This is a genomic window from Sphingomonas sp. UNC305MFCol5.2 (assembly GCF_000712135.1).
In the GTDB taxonomy this organism is placed as follows: domain Bacteria; phylum Pseudomonadota; class Alphaproteobacteria; order Sphingomonadales; family Sphingomonadaceae; genus Sphingomonas.
On record NZ_JOOE01000004.1, the window covers coordinates 186,286 to 201,989 of the forward strand.

The window sequence follows — 15,704 nt, forward strand, 5'->3', positions numbered from 1 at the left end:
ATACACGCTGCGCACCGGTGTGCCAGAGGGGGCGGCGCTGCATCTTTCGCAGCTGCTTCTTTCCCGCTAGCGTCCCTGGATGGAAATTCGGCCCAACATCACGCGCTCGCTCTTCTTCCTCTCGATCTTCTACGGCGGCATGGTCTGCATTGCCGGAGTGCTCGGCAACAAGCAGGTGTCGCTAGGGCCGATCTCGCAGCTCGGCAACCTGGTCGGAGTCGGCCCGCTGGCGGTGGAGGCGGGGATTTTCGCCTTCCTGCTGCTCGTCTCGGTGTCGAGCGCCGTCGCCGAGCTCAACGGCCCGGATACCGCGCGCCGGCTGGTGCTCTGGGGCTTCGTTCCGCTGATCACTTCGGTGCTGTTGTCCCTGCTCGTGCTGACGCTGCCCGCCTCGCCCAGCATGGAACCCGATCGGCTTCACGCCTTCGAACTGATGATGTCGGGCACCCCGCGCATCTGGCTCGGCGGGATCGTCGCTTACGGAATCTCGCAGATCCTCAACGTCACGATCTTCAGCGCGCTCAAGCAGGGTGGCGGCAAGCTCCTCTGGCTGCGCGCCGCGATCGCCAGCATGCTCAGCCAGATCGCCGATACTTTGATCTTCATCAGCATCGCCTTTTACGGCGTCTTCCCGATCGGCGAGTTGCTCGTCGGGCAGATGCTCACCAAGGTCGTGCTCAGCCTCGTGCTGGTCCCGCCGCTCATTTATTTCTTCGTCGGGCTCGGCCGTTTCCTCGATGGTCGCCGTTCGCTCTGACGGGCTTGGGCTAACCGCGACTTTGCCCTAAGGGCGCGCCATGACCGATCACGCACCCGATCCCGCGCTGCTCGCCAAGGCCGAGACCCTCACCGAGGCTTTGCCCTATCTCCAGCGTTATGCCGGCGCGACCTTCGTCGTGAAATATGGCGGCCACGCTATGGGCGATCCCGAGCTGGCGCGCGACTTCGCCGAGGACGTCGTGCTGTTGAAGGCTGTCGGGATCAACCCGATCGTCGTCCATGGCGGTGGCCCGCAGATCGGCGCGATGCTCAAGCGGCTCGGAGTCGAATCGCAGTTCGTCGGGGGCTTGCGCGTCACCGATGCCGAGACCGCGCGGATCGCCGAGATGGTCCTGGCGGGTTCGATCAACAAGGAGATCGTTGGCTGGATCGGCCAGGCCGGCGGCAAGGCCGTCGGGATCTCGGGCAAAGACGCCGCCCTGGTCACTGCCGAGAAGGTCCAGGGCCGCGATCCCAATCCGCTGAGCGGGATCGAGCGCCATGTCGATCTCGGCTTCGTCGGCGAGCCGGTCGCGGTCGATCCCTCGATCCTGCGCTCGCTCGCCGCGCAGGGCTTCATTCCGGTGGTCGCGCCGATCGCGCTCGGCGCCGACGGCCACACCTACAACATCAATGCCGATACCATGGCCGGCGCGATCGCCGGGGCGTGCGGCGCCAAGCGCTTCTTCCTGCTCACCGATGTCGCCGGCGTGCTCGACAAATCGGGCGAGCTGATGACCGATCTCGATCCCGCGGGGATCGCCGCGCTCAAGGCTGACGGCACGATTTCGGGTGGCATGATCCCCAAGGTCGAGACCTGCGTTGCCGCGGTCGAGGCGGGAGTCGACGCTGCGGTGATCCTCGACGGGCGGGTGCCCCATGCCATGCTGCTCGAGATCTTTACCCGGCGCGGCGCGGGCACGCTCGTCCACGCCTGAGCAAGGCTTGTCCGCGGGCGCGGCTTTCCTGTATCCAACGCTCAACACGACCCTTCGGAGACGCATTTGACCTCGTTCCTGATCATGCTCCTGCAGATCGTGCAGCTCCTGCTGACGGTCTTCACCTTCATCATCGTCGCGCAGGCGATCCTGTCATGGCTGATCGCGTTCAACGTGATCAACACCCATAACGAATTCGTGCGCGCGCTGTGGAACGGGCTCCAGACGGTCACCGAGCCGGTCTATCGCCCGATTCGGCGCGTCCTCCCCGATTTCGGTGCGCTCGACATCTCGCCTCTGGTCGTGCTGCTCGTCCTCTACATCCTCAACAATTACTTCATCCCCTGGCTGATCGTGCAGATCGCCACCGCAGGCTATGCCGGCTGAGTGCCGGCGTGGCGCCGCGCAGCTGAGGGACTGGAGATTGCCGTACGCGTGACGCCGCGCGCGTCACGCGATGCGTTCGCGGCAGGCACCGACGAACATTTCACTGCGCGGCTGGCGGCGCCGCCGGTCGAAGGCGCGGCGAACGCGGCGCTGGTGCCGCTGGTCGCCAGGGCATTCGGCGTGCCGAAACGGGCAGTGACGCTGATTGCGGGCGACACCGCCCGGCGCAAGCGGCTCGCCATCGCCGGGGACGCGGACGCGCTGGCGAAGATCGCCGCCAGCCTCTATGGAACCGGGCCATGAGCGCAGCACTGATCGACGGCAAGGCATTCGCGGCGGGCCTCCGCGCCCGCGTGGCGGAACGAGTCCCCGCATTTCGCGAGGCGACGGGCCGCGCGCCCGGGCTAGCGGTGGTGCTGGTCGGTGAGGATCCCGCTTCGGCGGTCTATGTCCGGTCCAAGGGCAAGATGACCCGCGAGGCGGGGATGGAAAGCTTCGAGCACAGGCTCCCCGCCGATACTGATCAGGCGACGTTGCTTACTTTGGTCGAGCAGCTCAATGCCGACCCTGCGGTCGACGGCATCCTCGTCCAGCTGCCTTTGCCCAGGCATCTCGACGCCGACGAAGTGCTGCTTCGGATCGATCCCGACAAGGATGTCGACGGCTTCCACCCGGTCAATGCCGGCCGGCTCGCGACCGGGCTGCCGGGGTTCGTGCCGTGCACCCCACTCGGCTGCCTGATGCTGCTCGAGGATCGGCTAGGCGACCTTTCGGGGCTCGATGCCGTGGTCGTCGGCCGCTCGAACATCGTCGGCAAGCCGATGGCCGCCTTGCTGACCGCGAAAAGCTGCACAGTCACGATCGCGCATTCGCGCACGAAGAACCTGCCGCATTATCTCCAGCACGCCGACATCGTCGTCGCCGCGGTTGGCCGCGCGCATTTCGTCAAGGGCGAGTGGCTCAAGCCCGGCGCCACGGTGATCGACGTGGGGATCAACCGAACCGAAAACGGACTCACTGGCGACGTGGATTTCGACAGCGCCGCGAGCGTGGCAGACGCGATCACGCCTGTGCCCGGCGGCGTCGGCCCGATGACGATCGCGGTCCTGCTCCGCAACACCTTGGTGGCGGCACACCGTCGCGAAGGCGTGACGCTCGACGAGGCCGGGATTTGATCCTGCTGGCGCTCGCGGTTCAGGCTGCCGCTCCGCAGACGGCGGTGGAGGCCGAGCACGCGTTCCGCCGCGCAGCGCAGGCCGAGGGGCAATGGACCGCGTTCCGGAAGTTCGCGACCGACGACGCGATCGTGTTCACGCCCCAGCCTGAAAAGGCGCAGGAGGCACTGCCGACCAAGAACCCGCCGATTGCCGTGCAATGGTGGCCGGCGGAGAGCTATATCTCGTGCGACGGCACCACGGCGATCAACACCGGTCCTTGGGTGCGGCCGAAAGGCTCCGGCTATTTCACCACCGTCTGGCACAAGCAGGCTGACGGCGGCTGGAAATGGTCCCTCGACGAGGGCGATGCGCTGAGCACGCCACGCGCGCTTCCGGATAAGCCGCGAGTTCGCACCGCGTCCTGCGCCTCGATCAGCGAACCGACCGCCGATCCCGTGCCGCCTTTGGGCGACAAGGGCGGCGACGGGACGTCGAAGGACGGAACGCTGCGCTGGCACTGGCAGGTCGATCCTGCTGGCGCGCGCGAATTCGATGCATGGATCTGGAACGGCAAGACGTTCGTAACGATCGTTTCGGACAAGGTCGCCGCATCCAAATGATCGAACTCTTCCTCTCCGCCTTCGTCACTTTCTTCGTGGTGATCGATCCGCCCGGCTGCGCGCCGATCTTCGCCGGGCTCACCACCGGCGCCAGTGCGGTGCATCGCCGCGCGATGGCGATCCGTGCGGTGCTCGTCGCCTCGGCGATACTGTTCGGTTTCGCATTGTTCGGCGAAGCGTTGCTTCGCGCGCTCGGCATCAGCCTCAACGCCTTTCGCATCGCCGGCGGGATCATGCTGTTCCTGATCGCGCTCGAAATGGTGTTCGAACGGCGCACCGAGCGCCGCGAGGACCGTGCCGAGAAGGTCAAGGCCACCGAAGTCGCCGACATTTCGACCTTCCCGATGGCGATGCCGATGATCGCCGGGCCCGGTTCGATCGCGTCGGTGATGCTGCTGATGTCGCAGAACGAAGGGATCGAGCGCTCCGCCGTGGTGCTCGCGGCGATGGCGTCGATCCTCGCGCTCACGCTCGTCGCGTTGTTGATCGCCGGGCCGATCATGCGCGTGGTCGGCGCCAAGATCGAGGCGGTGGTGTCGCGGCTGCTCGGCGTGCTGCTCGCCGCGCTCGCCGCGCAGTTCGTGATCGACGGGCTCCGCGCCAGCTTTGGGGCCTAGCGCCGGGGCGGCGCTTTCGGGGCACTGACCGGCGCATCGGGCAGATCGTAGCGGATCCGCCACAGCCGGAACGGCGATTTGGCCGGCAGCGCCACCGGCTCGAGCCAGTTGGGCACCTGCCCGCGATGCAATTGCCCGTAAAAGCCGTTGGGGCTGCGCGAGCGATAGAGCGTGGTCTCGGCCATGTCGGGGCAGATCAGCAGATATTGTGCCTTGTGCCGCGCCGCGATCGGCCGGAAGCCGCTGGCCGGGCCGGTAAACGCGTGGTGAACGTCGAGGATCGCATTGCCGTTGCGGTGATAGGGCCCGGCGACACCGTCATGGTGCGTGATCGTGATCAGACGCGGCCCCATGTCGACATGGCTGAACAGGATCGCCTTGGGGATCGCGTCGAGCGGCCGCAGCGATGTGACCCGCGCGCACGCGGCATTGGCCTGCGCCACCCGGTCGGGGCCGCTCTTGCCGCCTTTGCCTTTGTCTGCGGGCAGCCAGGGCAGAACCAATCCGGCAAAGAGCCCGGAGACGATCAGAAACGCGAATACCGATCCGAACACGCGGACCAGTATCGACGAGCGGCCGAGGAACCATGGCACCACCAGCCATGCCAGCGCCGTTGCGCCGGGAACGCTCAGCATCTGTGCTGCGGGTCCGGCGCGGATCTGCCAGAGCAGCATCGCCGCCGCGAACGCAGTGAACAAGGCGATCGCCGCCCAAGCCACCGCCGCTTCGTTCCGCCGCGCGCACCATGTCGCGACCAATGCGCCGATGATCCCGATCACCGGCAACGCCGCGATCGGGAAGCCGGTCTTGAACGGGTGACGGTAGATCGGCCGTGCTTCACGGACATTGTTGAGCCAGGTCCACGCCAGTTCGTCCGAAACCTGCTCGGGGCGCCCCAGGCATTGCGGGAACAGCAATATGAATCCCGCCACGATCGCGCCGCCCGCCGCCGCGGCCAGCGCGAGCCGCAGCCAGCGATTGTCCGGGTTGAGCAGCGTGAGCGCGAACAACAGGGTTCCCGCCGCGATCATCACCGTCAGCCAGACCGGAGTCAGCGCGTCACAGCGCAGCACCTGGTTGGCATTCGAGGCGAACAGCGCGAAGCCCAATGCGGAGCCGCCTGCGAGGCTGAGGCCATAGACCTGCATCCGCCGCGCATCGTCGCGGTCCCATACCCAGCGCAGCGCGATGATCGCCCCCGCCATCGCGCAATAGGGCAGCATCTCGAGCCCGATCGTCAGCGACAGCGCGCTTGACAGCCCGACGGTGGCGCCGCCCCGTGCTCGGCGGGTATCGGCCAGCCCGGCCACGGTCAGCGCGAGGCAGGCGAGCTGCCAGCCATGATGGTCGATGCGCATCGGCGCATACATCAGCATGGTCGAGGTGCAGCCCATCAGGATGATCAGCGCCAGCGGCCATGCGTGCGGCGCCACCAGCCGGCGGACGGTGAGGCTGAGCCCGGTCATCGTCACCGCCAGCGGGATCAGCGGCGCGAGCCCGCACGCCCATTTCTCCGCCTCGGCCGTGCCGATGAACGGCTTGAGCAGCAGGATCAGCCCCGCGATCGGCAGATCGACGATGCGCGACCAATGGATGTCGAACCCGCCCATCGCCGGATCGAGCCGATACTGGCGCAGATCGTACCAGCCTTGCCCGGCGAGCCAGGCGCGAACCTGCATCAGCCGCATATTGTCGTCGGTGTCGCCGAGCGCGAGCCAATGGATGTTGCCCTGGCGCTGCCACAGATACCAGGCGACCACGCCCAGCCAGAAGACCAGCATCCCCGTCACCCAATGGCGATCGAGTTCCTTGTCGACGCGCAAATCGCTCAGCTTCAAAATCGCTTCCCTCGCTCCGCGCTCCGCATTAGGGCGGCGCCCTGCGCGAGGGCAAGCTAGACTAGTGACGGTATTCCTGCATCGGATGGAATCCTTGATGGCCAGCGGCGTGCTGGGCCAGCTGATCCGCTTCGGCATCGCTGGCGGAATCTCGACCGTGATCTATTCGGCGGTCTATCTGCCGCTCGCATATTTCGTGCTGCCCAAGAGTTGGGCAGTGCTCGCGGTGCCGCCGGCGTTCCTCGTCGCGGTGGTATGCGGCTTCTTTCTCCACAGCTATTGGAGCTTCAAGGGGCACGGCACGCGCGATTCGAGCGGACGCCAGCACTTCAAGTTCTTCGTCGTGCAGGGCTTCGGGCTGCTGCTCAACGCGGTGTTCACCTGGGGGATCACCGGGCCGCTGCACGGTCCGCAATGGCTGCCGCTGGTGCCGATCGTGCTGATCACTCCGTTCGCGACTTTCGCGCTCAACCGCCAATGGGTATTCGGGTAAAATGGATCGTATCGTCTACGAGCGCATGGCCGCGCACGACACCACCCATTGGTGGTACCGAGCCCGCCGCGACATCCTCGCCGATTACCTGACCCGCTGGGGGGGCCTTCCGAAGGACGCCCGCATCCTCGAGATCGGCTGCGGCACGGGCCACAACCTGCCGATGCTGGCGCAGTTCGGCGAGATCGATGCGATCGAGATCGACGAGACCGCGCGCGCCAAGGCCAGCGAGCGGCTCGGCAAGCCGGTCGGCACGTCGCCGCTCCCGGAGCTGGTGGGGGTCGAACCCGGCAGCTACGATCTCGTCGCGGTGCTCGACGTGATCGAGCATGTCGAGGACGATGTCGCAGCGCTCAAGGCGATCACCGCTGCGCTCAAGCCTGGCGGCCGGATCCTGATCACTGTTCCCGCGCACCAATGGATGTGGAGCGCACACGACGTGGTCAACCACCATAAGCGCCGCTATTCCAAAGCGGGCTTCGAGGCGCTGCTGGCGAAGTCGGGGCTGCAGGGCCGCAAGCTCGGCTATTTCAATTCCTTGCTCTTCCCGGTCGCGGTCGCAGCGCGCTTCGCCGGGAAGCTGATGGGCAAGGACGACAGCGACGATTCGCCCCCGCCCAAGCCGCTCAACACCTTGTTCGAAGGCATCTTCCGGCTCGAACGCCACATGGTCGGCCGCGTGCCGCTCCCGCCCGGCCTCTCGCTGATCGCGCTGGCTTCGGTGAAATAAAAATCCTTCCCAGCTGCGCGGGGGGATTTGATTACTCCGGCCCTTCGCTCCGCGCCGTCTGCGGAGAGACGCTGACTTCGCCCGAATCCTCGAAGCGATAGCCGAGCGACGCGTGCCCCAGCACGGGCCCTGCGACATCGGCGACCAGATACAAGGGGCGCCGCTTGGACTCGACATAGAGCCGCCCGAGATACTCCCCGATCATCCCCAGCACGAACATCTGCACCGCGCCGAGCACCACCACGACCAGCATCAACGAGGTCCAGCCGGGGATCGCCCGGCCGAACAGCCAGCCGATCAGGATGTAGAGCACGAGCAGCGCCGACGCGCCGGTCAGCAGCAGCCCGACATGGCTGGCGAAGCGCAGGGGCGCGGTCGAGAAGCCGGTGATCGCGTCGAGCGCGAAGCGGATCATCTTGCCGAGCGGATATTTGCTCTCGCCGGCGTGCCGTTCGTGCCGGTCATAGGGGAAAGGCACTTGCTTGAACCCGATCCACGCCACCATCCCGCGAATGAAGCGCGCCTGTTCGGGGAGCGACAGGAACGCATCGAGCGCGCGCCGGCTCATCAGCCGGAAGTCGCCGGTGTCGAGCGGGATCGGCGTGTCGGTGATCCGGTCGAGCATGCGGTAGAAGAAGGCCGCGGTGATCTTCTTGAAGATCGTCTCGCCGTCGCGCTTGCGCCGCACCGCATAGACCACGTCGGCGCCCTGGCTCTTCATCGCCGCGCGCATGTCGGTCAGCAGTTCGGGCGGATCCTGCAGATCGGCGTCGATGATCAGGATCTCCTCGCCTGCGCACAGATCGAGGCCGGCGGTGAGCGCAAGCTGATGCCCATGGTTGCGCGAGAGATTGATCGCGACCAGCCGCGGATCGCCTTCGGAAAGCCGCTGCATCACTTTCCAGCTCGCGTCGCGCGAGCCGTCGTTGATCAGCACGATCTCGTAATCCTGGCCCACGCTCGCCTGCGCCGCGGCCGAGATGCGCCCGTGGAGCATCTCGAGGCACGCCTCTTCATTGTAGCAGGGGACGACGATGGAAAGCTTGGGCCTCTTCATGACCGGCCGCTGTAACGCCGTGTTGCTCTGGCGTCACATGAAAATCCAAGGGAGTGGAGTTAGACCCGCTCGGCCGAATTCACTGCGTCCGCCGCGCGCAGCGCCGCGAGCAGCCGCATCAGATGCGCGGCGTTGCGGACCTCGAGGTCGATCGTGTTGGTGTGGAACGTCGTGTCGCGATTATCCATCCTGAGCCCCAGGATATTGGCCTTTTGCGCGCCGATCAGCGTCGCCACCGCCCCCAGTGCGCCGGGCTCGTTCTTGAGCGTGACTGCGATCCGCGCGGTGCCGCCCTCGGCCTTGTCGCCCCAGGTCAGGTCGACCCAATCCTCCTCGTCAGTATCGCCGAGGCTCGCGCAATCGATGCGGTGAACCTCGATCGGCTCGCCGGGGCGGCGCACGCCGACGATCCTGTCGCCAGGGACCGGGCGGCAATCCTCGGAGAAATGGAAGGCGACGCCGGGGGTCAGCCCCTTGATCTCGATCGCCTGCGCCTGGGTGGGCAATTCATGTTCGGTGCCTTCGGTCGAGCCGGGCATCACCGCTTCCATCACTTGCGTATCGGTCAGCTTGCGCCGCGCGATCGCCTCCATCAGCACTTCCTCGTCGGAGAGCTTGAGCCGCTTGAGCGCGTCGGTGAGGGCGCTCTCGCCCGGCAGTGTGGGCAAGCGGCGCACAATGTCGTCATAGAGCTTGCGCCCCAGCGCCACGGTCTCGTCGCGCTCCTTGTGGCGGATATGGCGGCGGATCGCGGCGCGGGCCTTGCCGGTGATCGCGAAGTTGAGCCAATTGGCCTGCGGCTCCTGCGCCTTGGAGCGCAAGATCGCGACCTGGTCGCCCTGCTGGATCTCGGTGCGCAGCGGGACGACCTTGCCGTTGACCTTGGCGCCCACCGCCTGATCGCCGAGATCGGTGTGCACGGCATAAGCGAAGTCGATCGGCGTCGCCCCCTTGGGCAGCTGGATCAGCTCGCCCTTGGGCGTGAAAGCGAAGATCCGGTCCTGGTACATCGCCATCCGGGTATGTTCGAGCAGCTCCTCGGGGCTCTCGGCATGCTCCAGGATCTCGATCAGGTCGCGGATCCAGCTCACCTGCGTGTCGGGGCGCACCGAATCCTGCTTGTACGCCCAGTGGGCGGCAAGGCCGAACTCGGCCTGGGCATGCATGTCGCGCGTGCGGATCTGGATTTCGACGCGGGTGTCGCCGGCATGCATGATCGTCGTGTGGAGCGAGCGATAGCCATTGCGCTTGGGCGTCGAGATGTAATCCTTGAACCGCCCCGGCACCATCGGCCAGCGGCGATGGATCACGCCCAGCGCGCGATAGCACTCCTCCTCGGTCTCGACGATCGCGCGGAACGCCATGATGTCGCTGAGCCGCTCGAGCGACACGTGCCGCTCGGACATCTTCTTCCAGATCGAATAAGGATGCTTCTCGCGCCCCGAGATCTCCGCCTCGACACCGCCGCGCGCGAGCAGCAGCTTCAGCCCCGATGCGATCTTGGCGATCCGGTCCTCACCTTCCACCGACAGGCTGTCGAGCCTTTTGGAGATGCTCTCATATGCCTCGGGCTCGAGCTCGCGGAAGGCGAGCGTCTGCATCTCCTTCATGAACTCGTACATGCCGATCCGTTCGGCGAGCGGGGCATAGATGTCCATCGTCTCGCGGGCGATGCGCTTGCGCTTGTCCGGGTTCTTGATGTGGTGGAGCGTGCGCATATTGTGCAGCCGGTCGGCCAGCTTGACCAGCAGCACGCGGATGTCGTCGGACATCGCCAGCAGGAATTTGCGCAGATTCTCCGCGGCGCGCTCGCTCTCGGTCTGCGCCTCGATCTTGGAGAGCTTGGTCACGCCGTCGACCATCCGCGCGACATTGTCGCCGAACAGCCGCTGGATCTCCTCGGGCGTGGCGACCGTATCCTCGATCGTGTCGTGGAGGATGGCGGTGGCGATCGTCTCCGCATCGAGATGCAGGTCGGTCAAAATGCCCGCGACTTCGATCGGATGGCTGAAATAGGGATCGCCGCTGGCGCGCTTCTGGCTGCCATGCGCGTTGACCGAGAACACATAGGCGCGGTTGAGCAGCGCCTCATCGGCTTGGGGGTCGTAGGAGAGGACCCGGTCTACAAGTTCATATTGACGCAACACGGAACCTAGATGGCGTCCCGTGCTGCGGCATTGCAACGAAATAGTTGTTTTGGCCCGCCTTCATCGTTCGGCGCCGGCCTGCTCCCCCACCGGCCACCCAATGGCAGTATATTCCGGGTGGCCGAGTGGGGAGCGGGCGAGCACCGTTCAGATCAACGTGCCTTCGTGTTGCACTTGGCCAGCGCGTCGGCGTCGAAGTCGGCGCCATTGGCGCGAAACGACGAGAGTTGGCCCACTTCGCGGGCGACGAGTTCGCAGACGATATTGTCGCGCGCATTGGCCTTCGAAGCCACGCACACGCCTTCACCGCACTTCCAGATCGTCGAACGCGTGACGAGGCTGGTCTTCTCGGGCGAAGCCACCGGGGTGGCGGCATAATAGCCGCGGGGGGTCTGGGCGAAGCCGGTCGCGGGGGTAAGCGCCAGCGTGGCCGCGGCAGCTGCCGCGACGGCAAGATAACGGTTCATGTTTTCCTCCTGGGGAACCTCTGTTCGCAACATCAGTTGCGAATCAATACCTAATTGACATAGAAGTAAGTTGCAAGCAGAAACTCTTGCTGCGTTGCAATGCGTTATGCCGTTTCCCAGGGTCCGCGATTTGGAGTAAGGTGTTCAGTCATGGGTGGTGCGATCCGAGAGTCGCTGCGCGAGCTGGCGAAAGAGTGCAGCCTTCCGGCGGCACTGGAGGCGATGGGCGAACGCTGGTCGTTTCTGATCCTGCGCGGCTCGTTCAACGGGCTCTATCATTTCGAGGAGTTCCAATCCGAACTCGGCATCGCGCGCAACATCCTTGCCAATCGCCTCGCCCGGCTGGTCGACAAGGGCATTCTCGAGCGGCGCCCGTGCCCCGAGGATCGCCGCAAGATCGAATATCGCCTCACCGACAAGGGCTATGCCCTGCTTCCGACGATGATCGCGCTGCGCCAATGGGGCGAGCGCTGGGAGACGTGCGTGCCTGCCTTCCCGGTGCTGGTCGACACGCGCGACCGCAAGCCGATCGCCCAGGTCACCGTCCAGTCGCACGACGGCCGCGTGCTCCAGAAGGGCGATCTCGTCTGGGCGCTTCCCGAGGATGTCGCCGAAGACGAACCCGAGGCGCGCGCCGCCGAATAGGCGCTTTGTGTACCTGGGTTCGGAAAGCGTGGCTTTGGCGCCACAGTTTCGCCGCCGTTACGATATTTTTCGTTTGCGGTGCAACAAACGAGCCGCTCATCGATTCAGCGTATCACCGATGCCGTGCGTGCCCTGCGTATCCGGGTTGCGGCATCGGGAGTATGCATGTCGCCGCGTGCTGCACCGCAAACAAAATCAGTGCGCCGTTTACCTTTCGTTAACGTGTGGCGTTCATCTTTCGATAACGGTTTTCGACAATTCCGGACGTGGATCGGAGGGTGGCCAGTGTATCGGCGCATCGTCAGTTTTGCCTTGTGTTCCCTGCTCGCCGCCTGCGCGGCACAGCAGCCGCCGACACGTGTCGTGTTGGTCAGCACCGTGCCGGTCGAGGAGCCGCCCGAGTGGCGCAAGTCGATCACCCCTGAGGATGACCTCCGGCTCGAGAGCCTCCGCACCGATTGGGGCAAGCTCCACGCCAAGCTGCCGCCCCGCGTCCGCACCGCGCAGGGCAGACTGGTCGATCCCGGCGCCGGCCTCGACATGCCGTCGCTCAGCCCCGGCTCCTATCGCTGCCGCGTCGTCCGGCTGCGCAGCCCGGCGCGCGGCGCGGCGAGCGCCCGCAGCTCGGCGAACGACTTTTGCTTCGTCTCCGCCACCGAGGAAGGTGTCGCCTTCGTCAAGCAGACCGGCAGCGATCCCGCGGCCGGCTATTTCTACCCCGATGGCAAGCGTTACGTCTTTCTCGGCGCGCGCCAGCGCCGCGCCGGCGAAAATTCGCTCGGCTATGGCAATGAGCCCGCGCGCGACATGGTGGGTATGGTCGAGCGGGTCGGCAGCTTCCGCTGGCGCTTGGCGGTGGCGGGTAGCGATGATCGTCAGCTCGACATCTACGAACTCACCCCCGTCCCCGCCGACCAGCAGCCGCGCGGCTGATCCTCAGCCCGGGCGGCGCTCCTCCTGCTTGCGATAGCTGTCATGGCACGCGCCGCAGGTCTTGCCGACGGCACCCAGCTGCGCCGCGAAGCCGGCGTTGTCGCCCGCTTTGGCGAATTCGGCGAGCTTGTCGGTGGCCGCGGCATAGTCCGCTGCGCGCGCCTCGAACGTCGCCCGGTCGCTCCAGATCGCGGGCAGGGCAGCCGAATTTGCCGCCGTGCTGCCGGCCGGGAACATGCCGGGAAGCGCCTTGGCCCAGCCGGCGAGCGCGCGTGCCGCGAAGGCCTGCGTCTTCACGTCGCCGCCGCTCTTGGCGACCGCGCTCATGCTGCCCATCAATGCTCCGGACATCCGGAATGCCGCCTGGCGTCCCGCGATCACGTCGGTTTTGGCGTCGGGCGCCGCCGCACGGCCGCCTGCCGATGCCGCGACCGATCCCGCCAGCACCAAAGCCGCCGCCGCCAGCCCGATTGTCGTACCCCGCATATCCGTCCTCCCGCTGGTTCGGGCCAAGGCTATCGCGCGACCGGCGCCGCGGCAATCGCCGGCCCAGACTTCTCCGTTTCGGAGACACTTTCGTCCGAAGCGGACCCGAACCGTGCCACCATGCGCGCGTGGCGGAAGGCAGAACTCCTCGGGTAGAATATGCGTGCGAACGCTGCGGCAGCGTGGCCGTTACGCGCGACGCATGGGCCGAATGGAATCTGGAAAGCCAGGCCTGGGTGCTCAGCGAGATATTCGACTTCGCCTTCTGCCACACCTGCCACCGCGAGAGCCGATTGACCGAGCGGACGCCGCGTTAGGTAACATCAAATCCTCCCCCAGAGGGGGAGGATTGAGGTCGCCGCTATTCCTCCACTCCCAATTGCCACAATACGAACGCCATCTCGTCCGCGGCCTCTTTCAGACTCTCCCAGCGGCCCGATTTGCCGCCGTGCCCCGCGCCCATATTGGTCTTGAGCACCAGCACATTGTCGTCGGTCTTGGTCGCGCGCAGCTTGGCAGCCCATTTGGCCGGCTCCCAATAGGTCACCCGCGGATCGTTGAGCCCGCCCGAGATGAACATCGGCGGATAGGCCTGCGGCTTCACATTGTCATAGGGCGAGTAAGAGCGGATCAGCTCGAACGCCTTGGGATCCTCCACCGGATTGCCCCATTCGGGCCATTCGCCAGGAGTCAGCGGCAGTCTCTCGTCGAGCATCGTGTTGAGCACATCGACGAACGGCACGTCCGCCACCACCGCGCCCCACAAATCAGGATCCGAATTGACCACCGCGCCCATCAGCTCGCCGCCGGCGCTCCGTCCGGCGATTGCGATCCCGCCCTGATGCGTGAAGCCCTGCGCGATCAGTCCCTTCGCCACATCGACGAAATCGTTGAAGGTGTTCTCCCGTTTGTCGAGCTTGCCGTCTAGATACCATTGCTGGCCCAGATCGTCGCCGCCGCGGATATGCGCGATCGCGAACGCCATGCCGCGGTCGAGGAACGACATCCGGCTGGTCGAGAAGCCCGGCGGGATCGCATAGCCATAGGCGCCATAGGCATAGAGATAGAGCTTGCCGCTGCCGTCGCGCGGAAAGTCTTTCGGATAGACGATCGAGACCGGCACCTGCGTCCCGTCGCGGGCGGTGATGTTCAGGCGCTCCGTCCGGTATTTCGACGCGTCATAGCCGCTGGGGATCTCCTGGACCTTGAGCGTCGTGATCGCGCCGGTAGCGACGTCATAGTCCTGCACCGTCCCCGGCGTGACCATCGATTCGTAGCTCAGCCGCAGTTTGTCGACGGCATATTCGGGATTGTCGCCCAGCCCCGCGACATAGCTCGCCTCGGGGAATTTGAGCCGCACCGGCGCGATCGCCGGGTCGTAGCGATGCAGCTCGATCTGATCGAGCCCGTCGTCGCGCCCCTCGACGATGAAGAAGTCGGCGAAGCAGTCCACCCCGGTCATGTAGAAATGCTTCGACGGGCCGATCCGCTCGACCCACTCGCCGGGATTGTCGATGCTCGCGGTCACCAGCCGGAATTGCGGATCCACGTCGTTGGTGTGGATGAACAGGGTCCCGTCATGCTCGTCGACATCATATTCGCGGCCCGGCTTGCGCGGGCTCACGCAGAGCAAAGGCGCCGAGGGATCGTCGGCGGGAAGCAGATAGACTTCGCTGGTCACATGGTCGCCGGTCGCGACCACCAGCCATTTGCGCGAGCTGGTCTCGCCCACCGCGACGCGATAGCCCTCATCGGCTTCCTTGAAGAGCTCGACATCGCTCTCGACCGGCTCGCCGAGCCTGTGCCAGCGGGCATTGTCGGTGCGCCAGTTCTCGTTGGCGACGCCGTAGAGGAAGCCCGCGGAATCGGCGGTCCAGACGATCTCGGAGAGCATGCCCGGGATCGTGTCGGGCAGCAGGTCGCCGGTATCGAGGTCCTTGACCCGTACCTCGAACCGCTCCGATCCATTGTCGTCGATTGCGTAGGCGAGATACCGGCCGTCGGGGCTGACGCTGAACGCCCCCAGCCGGAAATATTCCTTGCCCGCGGCCAAAGCCGGCTCGTCGAGGATCAACGCGTCGTCACCGCCCGCCACCGGCTTGCGCCACCAGCGCGGATATTCGCCGCCGGTCTCGAAATCGGTCCAGTAGAGCCAGTCGCCGTCCTTTTGCGGCACGGTCGATTCGTCTTCCTTGATCCGCCCGCGCATCTCCTTGAACAACCGCTCGCTGAGCGGCTTGAGCGGCGCGATCACCTTCTCGAAATAGGCATTCTCTTCCTCGAGATAGGCGAGCACGTCCTTGTCGGTGACTTGCGGGTAATTCGGGTCCTTCAGCCACGCCCAGGGATCGTCGATGCGAACGCCATGGACGGAGAAACTGTGTGGGCGAGTGGCCGCGACGGGCGGCTTGGGAAGATCGGTCATGCTCC

18 protein-coding genes are annotated in these 15,704 nt (G+C 65.7%); 12 read left to right on the top strand and 6 right to left on the bottom strand.

From position 1 onward, the window contains the following. Window positions 1–79: 79 nt before the first annotated feature. The 7 genes from BR78_RS0116940 (at window position 80) to BR78_RS0116970 (ending at window position 4,478) form a co-directional block, all read left to right on the top strand. Complete coding sequence (locus tag BR78_RS0116940; protein WP_025560866.1) at window positions 80–757, top strand: queuosine precursor transporter; 678 nt, start codon at window positions 80–82, stop codon at window positions 755–757. A 40-nt stretch (window positions 758–797) separates the two neighbouring features. After that, entirely contained in the window at window positions 798–1,697 is a 900-nt protein-coding gene (gene argB, locus BR78_RS0116945; RefSeq protein WP_025560865.1) for an acetylglutamate kinase, read from the top strand. An 84-nt stretch (window positions 1,698–1,781) separates the two neighbouring features. After that, the gene (locus tag BR78_RS0116950) at window positions 1,782–2,084 is read left to right on the top strand and encodes a YggT family protein (RefSeq protein ID WP_081855857.1); all 303 of its coding nucleotides are present in this window, start codon (window positions 1,782–1,784) and stop codon (window positions 2,082–2,084) included. Further along, window positions 2,085–2,387, top strand: coding sequence for a DUF167 domain-containing protein (locus BR78_RS0116955; protein ID WP_029937193.1), 303 nt, complete (start codon window positions 2,085–2,087; stop codon window positions 2,385–2,387). Then, window positions 2,384–3,259 (top strand): bifunctional methylenetetrahydrofolate dehydrogenase/methenyltetrahydrofolate cyclohydrolase FolD, encoded by an 876-nt coding sequence (gene folD / locus BR78_RS0116960; RefSeq protein ID WP_029937194.1) that lies wholly within the window; start codon window positions 2,384–2,386, stop codon window positions 3,257–3,259. The genes BR78_RS0116955 and folD overlap by 4 nt, the downstream gene beginning before the upstream one ends. After that, complete coding sequence (locus tag BR78_RS0116965) at window positions 3,256–3,861, top strand: hypothetical protein (protein ID WP_051683396.1); 606 nt, start codon at window positions 3,256–3,258, stop codon at window positions 3,859–3,861. The genes folD and BR78_RS0116965 overlap by 4 nt, the downstream gene beginning before the upstream one ends. Beyond that, window positions 3,858–4,478, top strand: coding sequence for a MarC family protein (locus tag BR78_RS0116970; RefSeq protein ID WP_029937196.1), 621 nt, complete (start codon window positions 3,858–3,860; stop codon window positions 4,476–4,478). The genes BR78_RS0116965 and BR78_RS0116970 overlap by 4 nt, the downstream gene beginning before the upstream one ends. Here BR78_RS0116970 and BR78_RS0116975 read toward each other — a convergent pair. After that, window positions 4,475–6,259: an AcrB/AcrD/AcrF family protein gene (locus BR78_RS0116975; protein ID WP_231478331.1), complete on the bottom strand. Its 1,785-nt coding sequence runs from the start codon at window positions 6,257–6,259 to the stop codon at window positions 4,475–4,477. The two genes, BR78_RS0116970 and BR78_RS0116975, sit on opposite strands and share 4 nt — an antisense overlap. Before the next feature lie 142 nt (window positions 6,260–6,401). Here BR78_RS0116975 and BR78_RS0116980 point away from each other — a divergent pair, with 142 nt between their 5' ends. Together BR78_RS0116980 and BR78_RS0116985 are read left to right on the top strand one after the other, a co-directional pair. Beyond that, entirely contained in the window at window positions 6,402–6,809 is a 408-nt protein-coding gene (locus BR78_RS0116980; protein WP_029937198.1) for a GtrA family protein, read from the top strand. Window position 6,810: 1 nt separating this feature from the next. Continuing rightward, a complete protein-coding gene (locus BR78_RS0116985) occupies window positions 6,811–7,539 on the top strand; it encodes a class I SAM-dependent methyltransferase (RefSeq protein WP_029937199.1) in 729 nt (242 codons plus the stop codon). Window positions 7,540–7,570: 31 nt separating this feature from the next. Here the strand turns inward: BR78_RS0116985 and BR78_RS0116990 are convergent, their stop codons facing one another. The 3 genes from BR78_RS0116990 to BR78_RS0117000 all read right to left on the bottom strand — a co-directional run bounded on the left by BR78_RS0116990 (window position 7,571) and on the right by BR78_RS0117000 (window position 11,210). After that, window positions 7,571–8,596 (bottom strand): glycosyltransferase family 2 protein, encoded by a 1,026-nt coding sequence (locus BR78_RS0116990; protein ID WP_029937200.1) that lies wholly within the window; start codon window positions 8,594–8,596, stop codon window positions 7,571–7,573. Between the two features lie 59 nt (window positions 8,597–8,655). After that, window positions 8,656–10,743 (bottom strand): RelA/SpoT family protein, encoded by a 2,088-nt coding sequence (locus tag BR78_RS0116995; protein ID WP_029937201.1) that lies wholly within the window; start codon window positions 10,741–10,743, stop codon window positions 8,656–8,658. A 152-nt stretch (window positions 10,744–10,895) separates the two neighbouring features. Continuing rightward, window positions 10,896–11,210, bottom strand: coding sequence for a CC_3452 family protein (locus BR78_RS0117000; RefSeq protein WP_029937202.1), 315 nt, complete (start codon window positions 11,208–11,210; stop codon window positions 10,896–10,898). 150 nt (window positions 11,211–11,360) lie between these two features. Here BR78_RS0117000 and BR78_RS0117005 point away from each other — a divergent pair, with 150 nt between their 5' ends. Both BR78_RS0117005 and BR78_RS0117010 read left to right on the top strand, forming a co-directional pair. Continuing rightward, window positions 11,361–11,855, top strand: a complete 495-nt coding sequence (locus BR78_RS0117005) for a winged helix-turn-helix transcriptional regulator (protein WP_029937203.1) — start codon at window positions 11,361–11,363, stop codon at window positions 11,853–11,855. 285 nt (window positions 11,856–12,140) lie between these two features. Continuing rightward, window positions 12,141–12,788, top strand: coding sequence for a DUF4893 domain-containing protein (locus BR78_RS0117010; RefSeq protein WP_029937204.1), 648 nt, complete (start codon window positions 12,141–12,143; stop codon window positions 12,786–12,788). A 3-nt stretch (window positions 12,789–12,791) separates the two neighbouring features. Here BR78_RS0117010 and BR78_RS0117015 read toward each other — a convergent pair whose 3' ends face one another. Continuing rightward, entirely contained in the window at window positions 12,792–13,274 is a 483-nt protein-coding gene (locus BR78_RS0117015) for a c-type cytochrome (protein WP_029937205.1), read from the bottom strand. Window positions 13,275–13,456: 182 nt separating this feature from the next. On the opposite strand from BR78_RS0117015, the gene BR78_RS22215 reads away from it, so the two are divergent. Next, window positions 13,457–13,591, top strand: a complete 135-nt coding sequence (locus tag BR78_RS22215; RefSeq protein WP_231478297.1) for a UPF0565 family protein — start codon at window positions 13,457–13,459, stop codon at window positions 13,589–13,591. A gap of 44 nt (window positions 13,592–13,635) precedes the next feature. Here BR78_RS22215 and BR78_RS0117025 read toward each other — a convergent pair whose 3' ends face one another. Further along, on the bottom strand, window positions 13,636–15,699 hold the full coding sequence (locus BR78_RS0117025; RefSeq protein ID WP_029937207.1) for a S9 family peptidase: 2,064 nt from the start codon (window positions 15,697–15,699) through the stop codon (window positions 13,636–13,638). Between the last annotated feature and the right edge of the window lie 5 nt (window positions 15,700–15,704).

What these genes read in the sequence shown, in the direction of transcription:
- BR78_RS0116940 (WP_025560866.1), top strand. Translation starts at nt 80, where the DNA reads ATGGAAATTCGGCCCAACATCACGCGCTCGCTCTTCTTCCTCTCGATC.
- argB (WP_025560865.1), top strand. Translation starts at nt 798, where the DNA reads ATGACCGATCACGCACCCGATCCCGCGCTGCTCGCCAAGGCCGAGACC.
- BR78_RS0116950 (WP_081855857.1), top strand. Translation starts at nt 1,782, where the DNA reads ATGCTCCTGCAGATCGTGCAGCTCCTGCTGACGGTCTTCACCTTCATC.
- folD (WP_029937194.1), top strand. Translation starts at nt 2,384, where the DNA reads ATGAGCGCAGCACTGATCGACGGCAAGGCATTCGCGGCGGGCCTCCGC.
- BR78_RS0116970 (WP_029937196.1), top strand. Translation starts at nt 3,858, where the DNA reads ATGATCGAACTCTTCCTCTCCGCCTTCGTCACTTTCTTCGTGGTGATC.
- BR78_RS0116975 (WP_231478331.1), bottom strand. Translation starts at nt 6,259, where the DNA reads ATGCTGGTCTTCTGGCTGGGCGTGGTCGCCTGGTATCTGTGGCAGCGC.
- BR78_RS0116980 (WP_029937198.1), top strand. Translation starts at nt 6,402, where the DNA reads ATGGAATCCTTGATGGCCAGCGGCGTGCTGGGCCAGCTGATCCGCTTC.
- BR78_RS0116985 (WP_029937199.1), top strand. Translation starts at nt 6,811, where the DNA reads ATGGATCGTATCGTCTACGAGCGCATGGCCGCGCACGACACCACCCAT.
- BR78_RS0116990 (WP_029937200.1), bottom strand. Translation starts at nt 8,596, where the DNA reads ATGAAGAGGCCCAAGCTTTCCATCGTCGTCCCCTGCTACAATGAAGAG.
- BR78_RS0117000 (WP_029937202.1), bottom strand. Translation starts at nt 11,210, where the DNA reads ATGAACCGTTATCTTGCCGTCGCGGCAGCTGCCGCGGCCACGCTGGCG.
- BR78_RS0117005 (WP_029937203.1), top strand. Translation starts at nt 11,361, where the DNA reads ATGGGTGGTGCGATCCGAGAGTCGCTGCGCGAGCTGGCGAAAGAGTGC.
- BR78_RS0117015 (WP_029937205.1), bottom strand. Translation starts at nt 13,274, where the DNA reads ATGCGGGGTACGACAATCGGGCTGGCGGCGGCGGCTTTGGTGCTGGCG.
- BR78_RS0117025 (WP_029937207.1), bottom strand. Translation starts at nt 15,699, where the DNA reads ATGACCGATCTTCCCAAGCCGCCCGTCGCGGCCACTCGCCCACACAGT.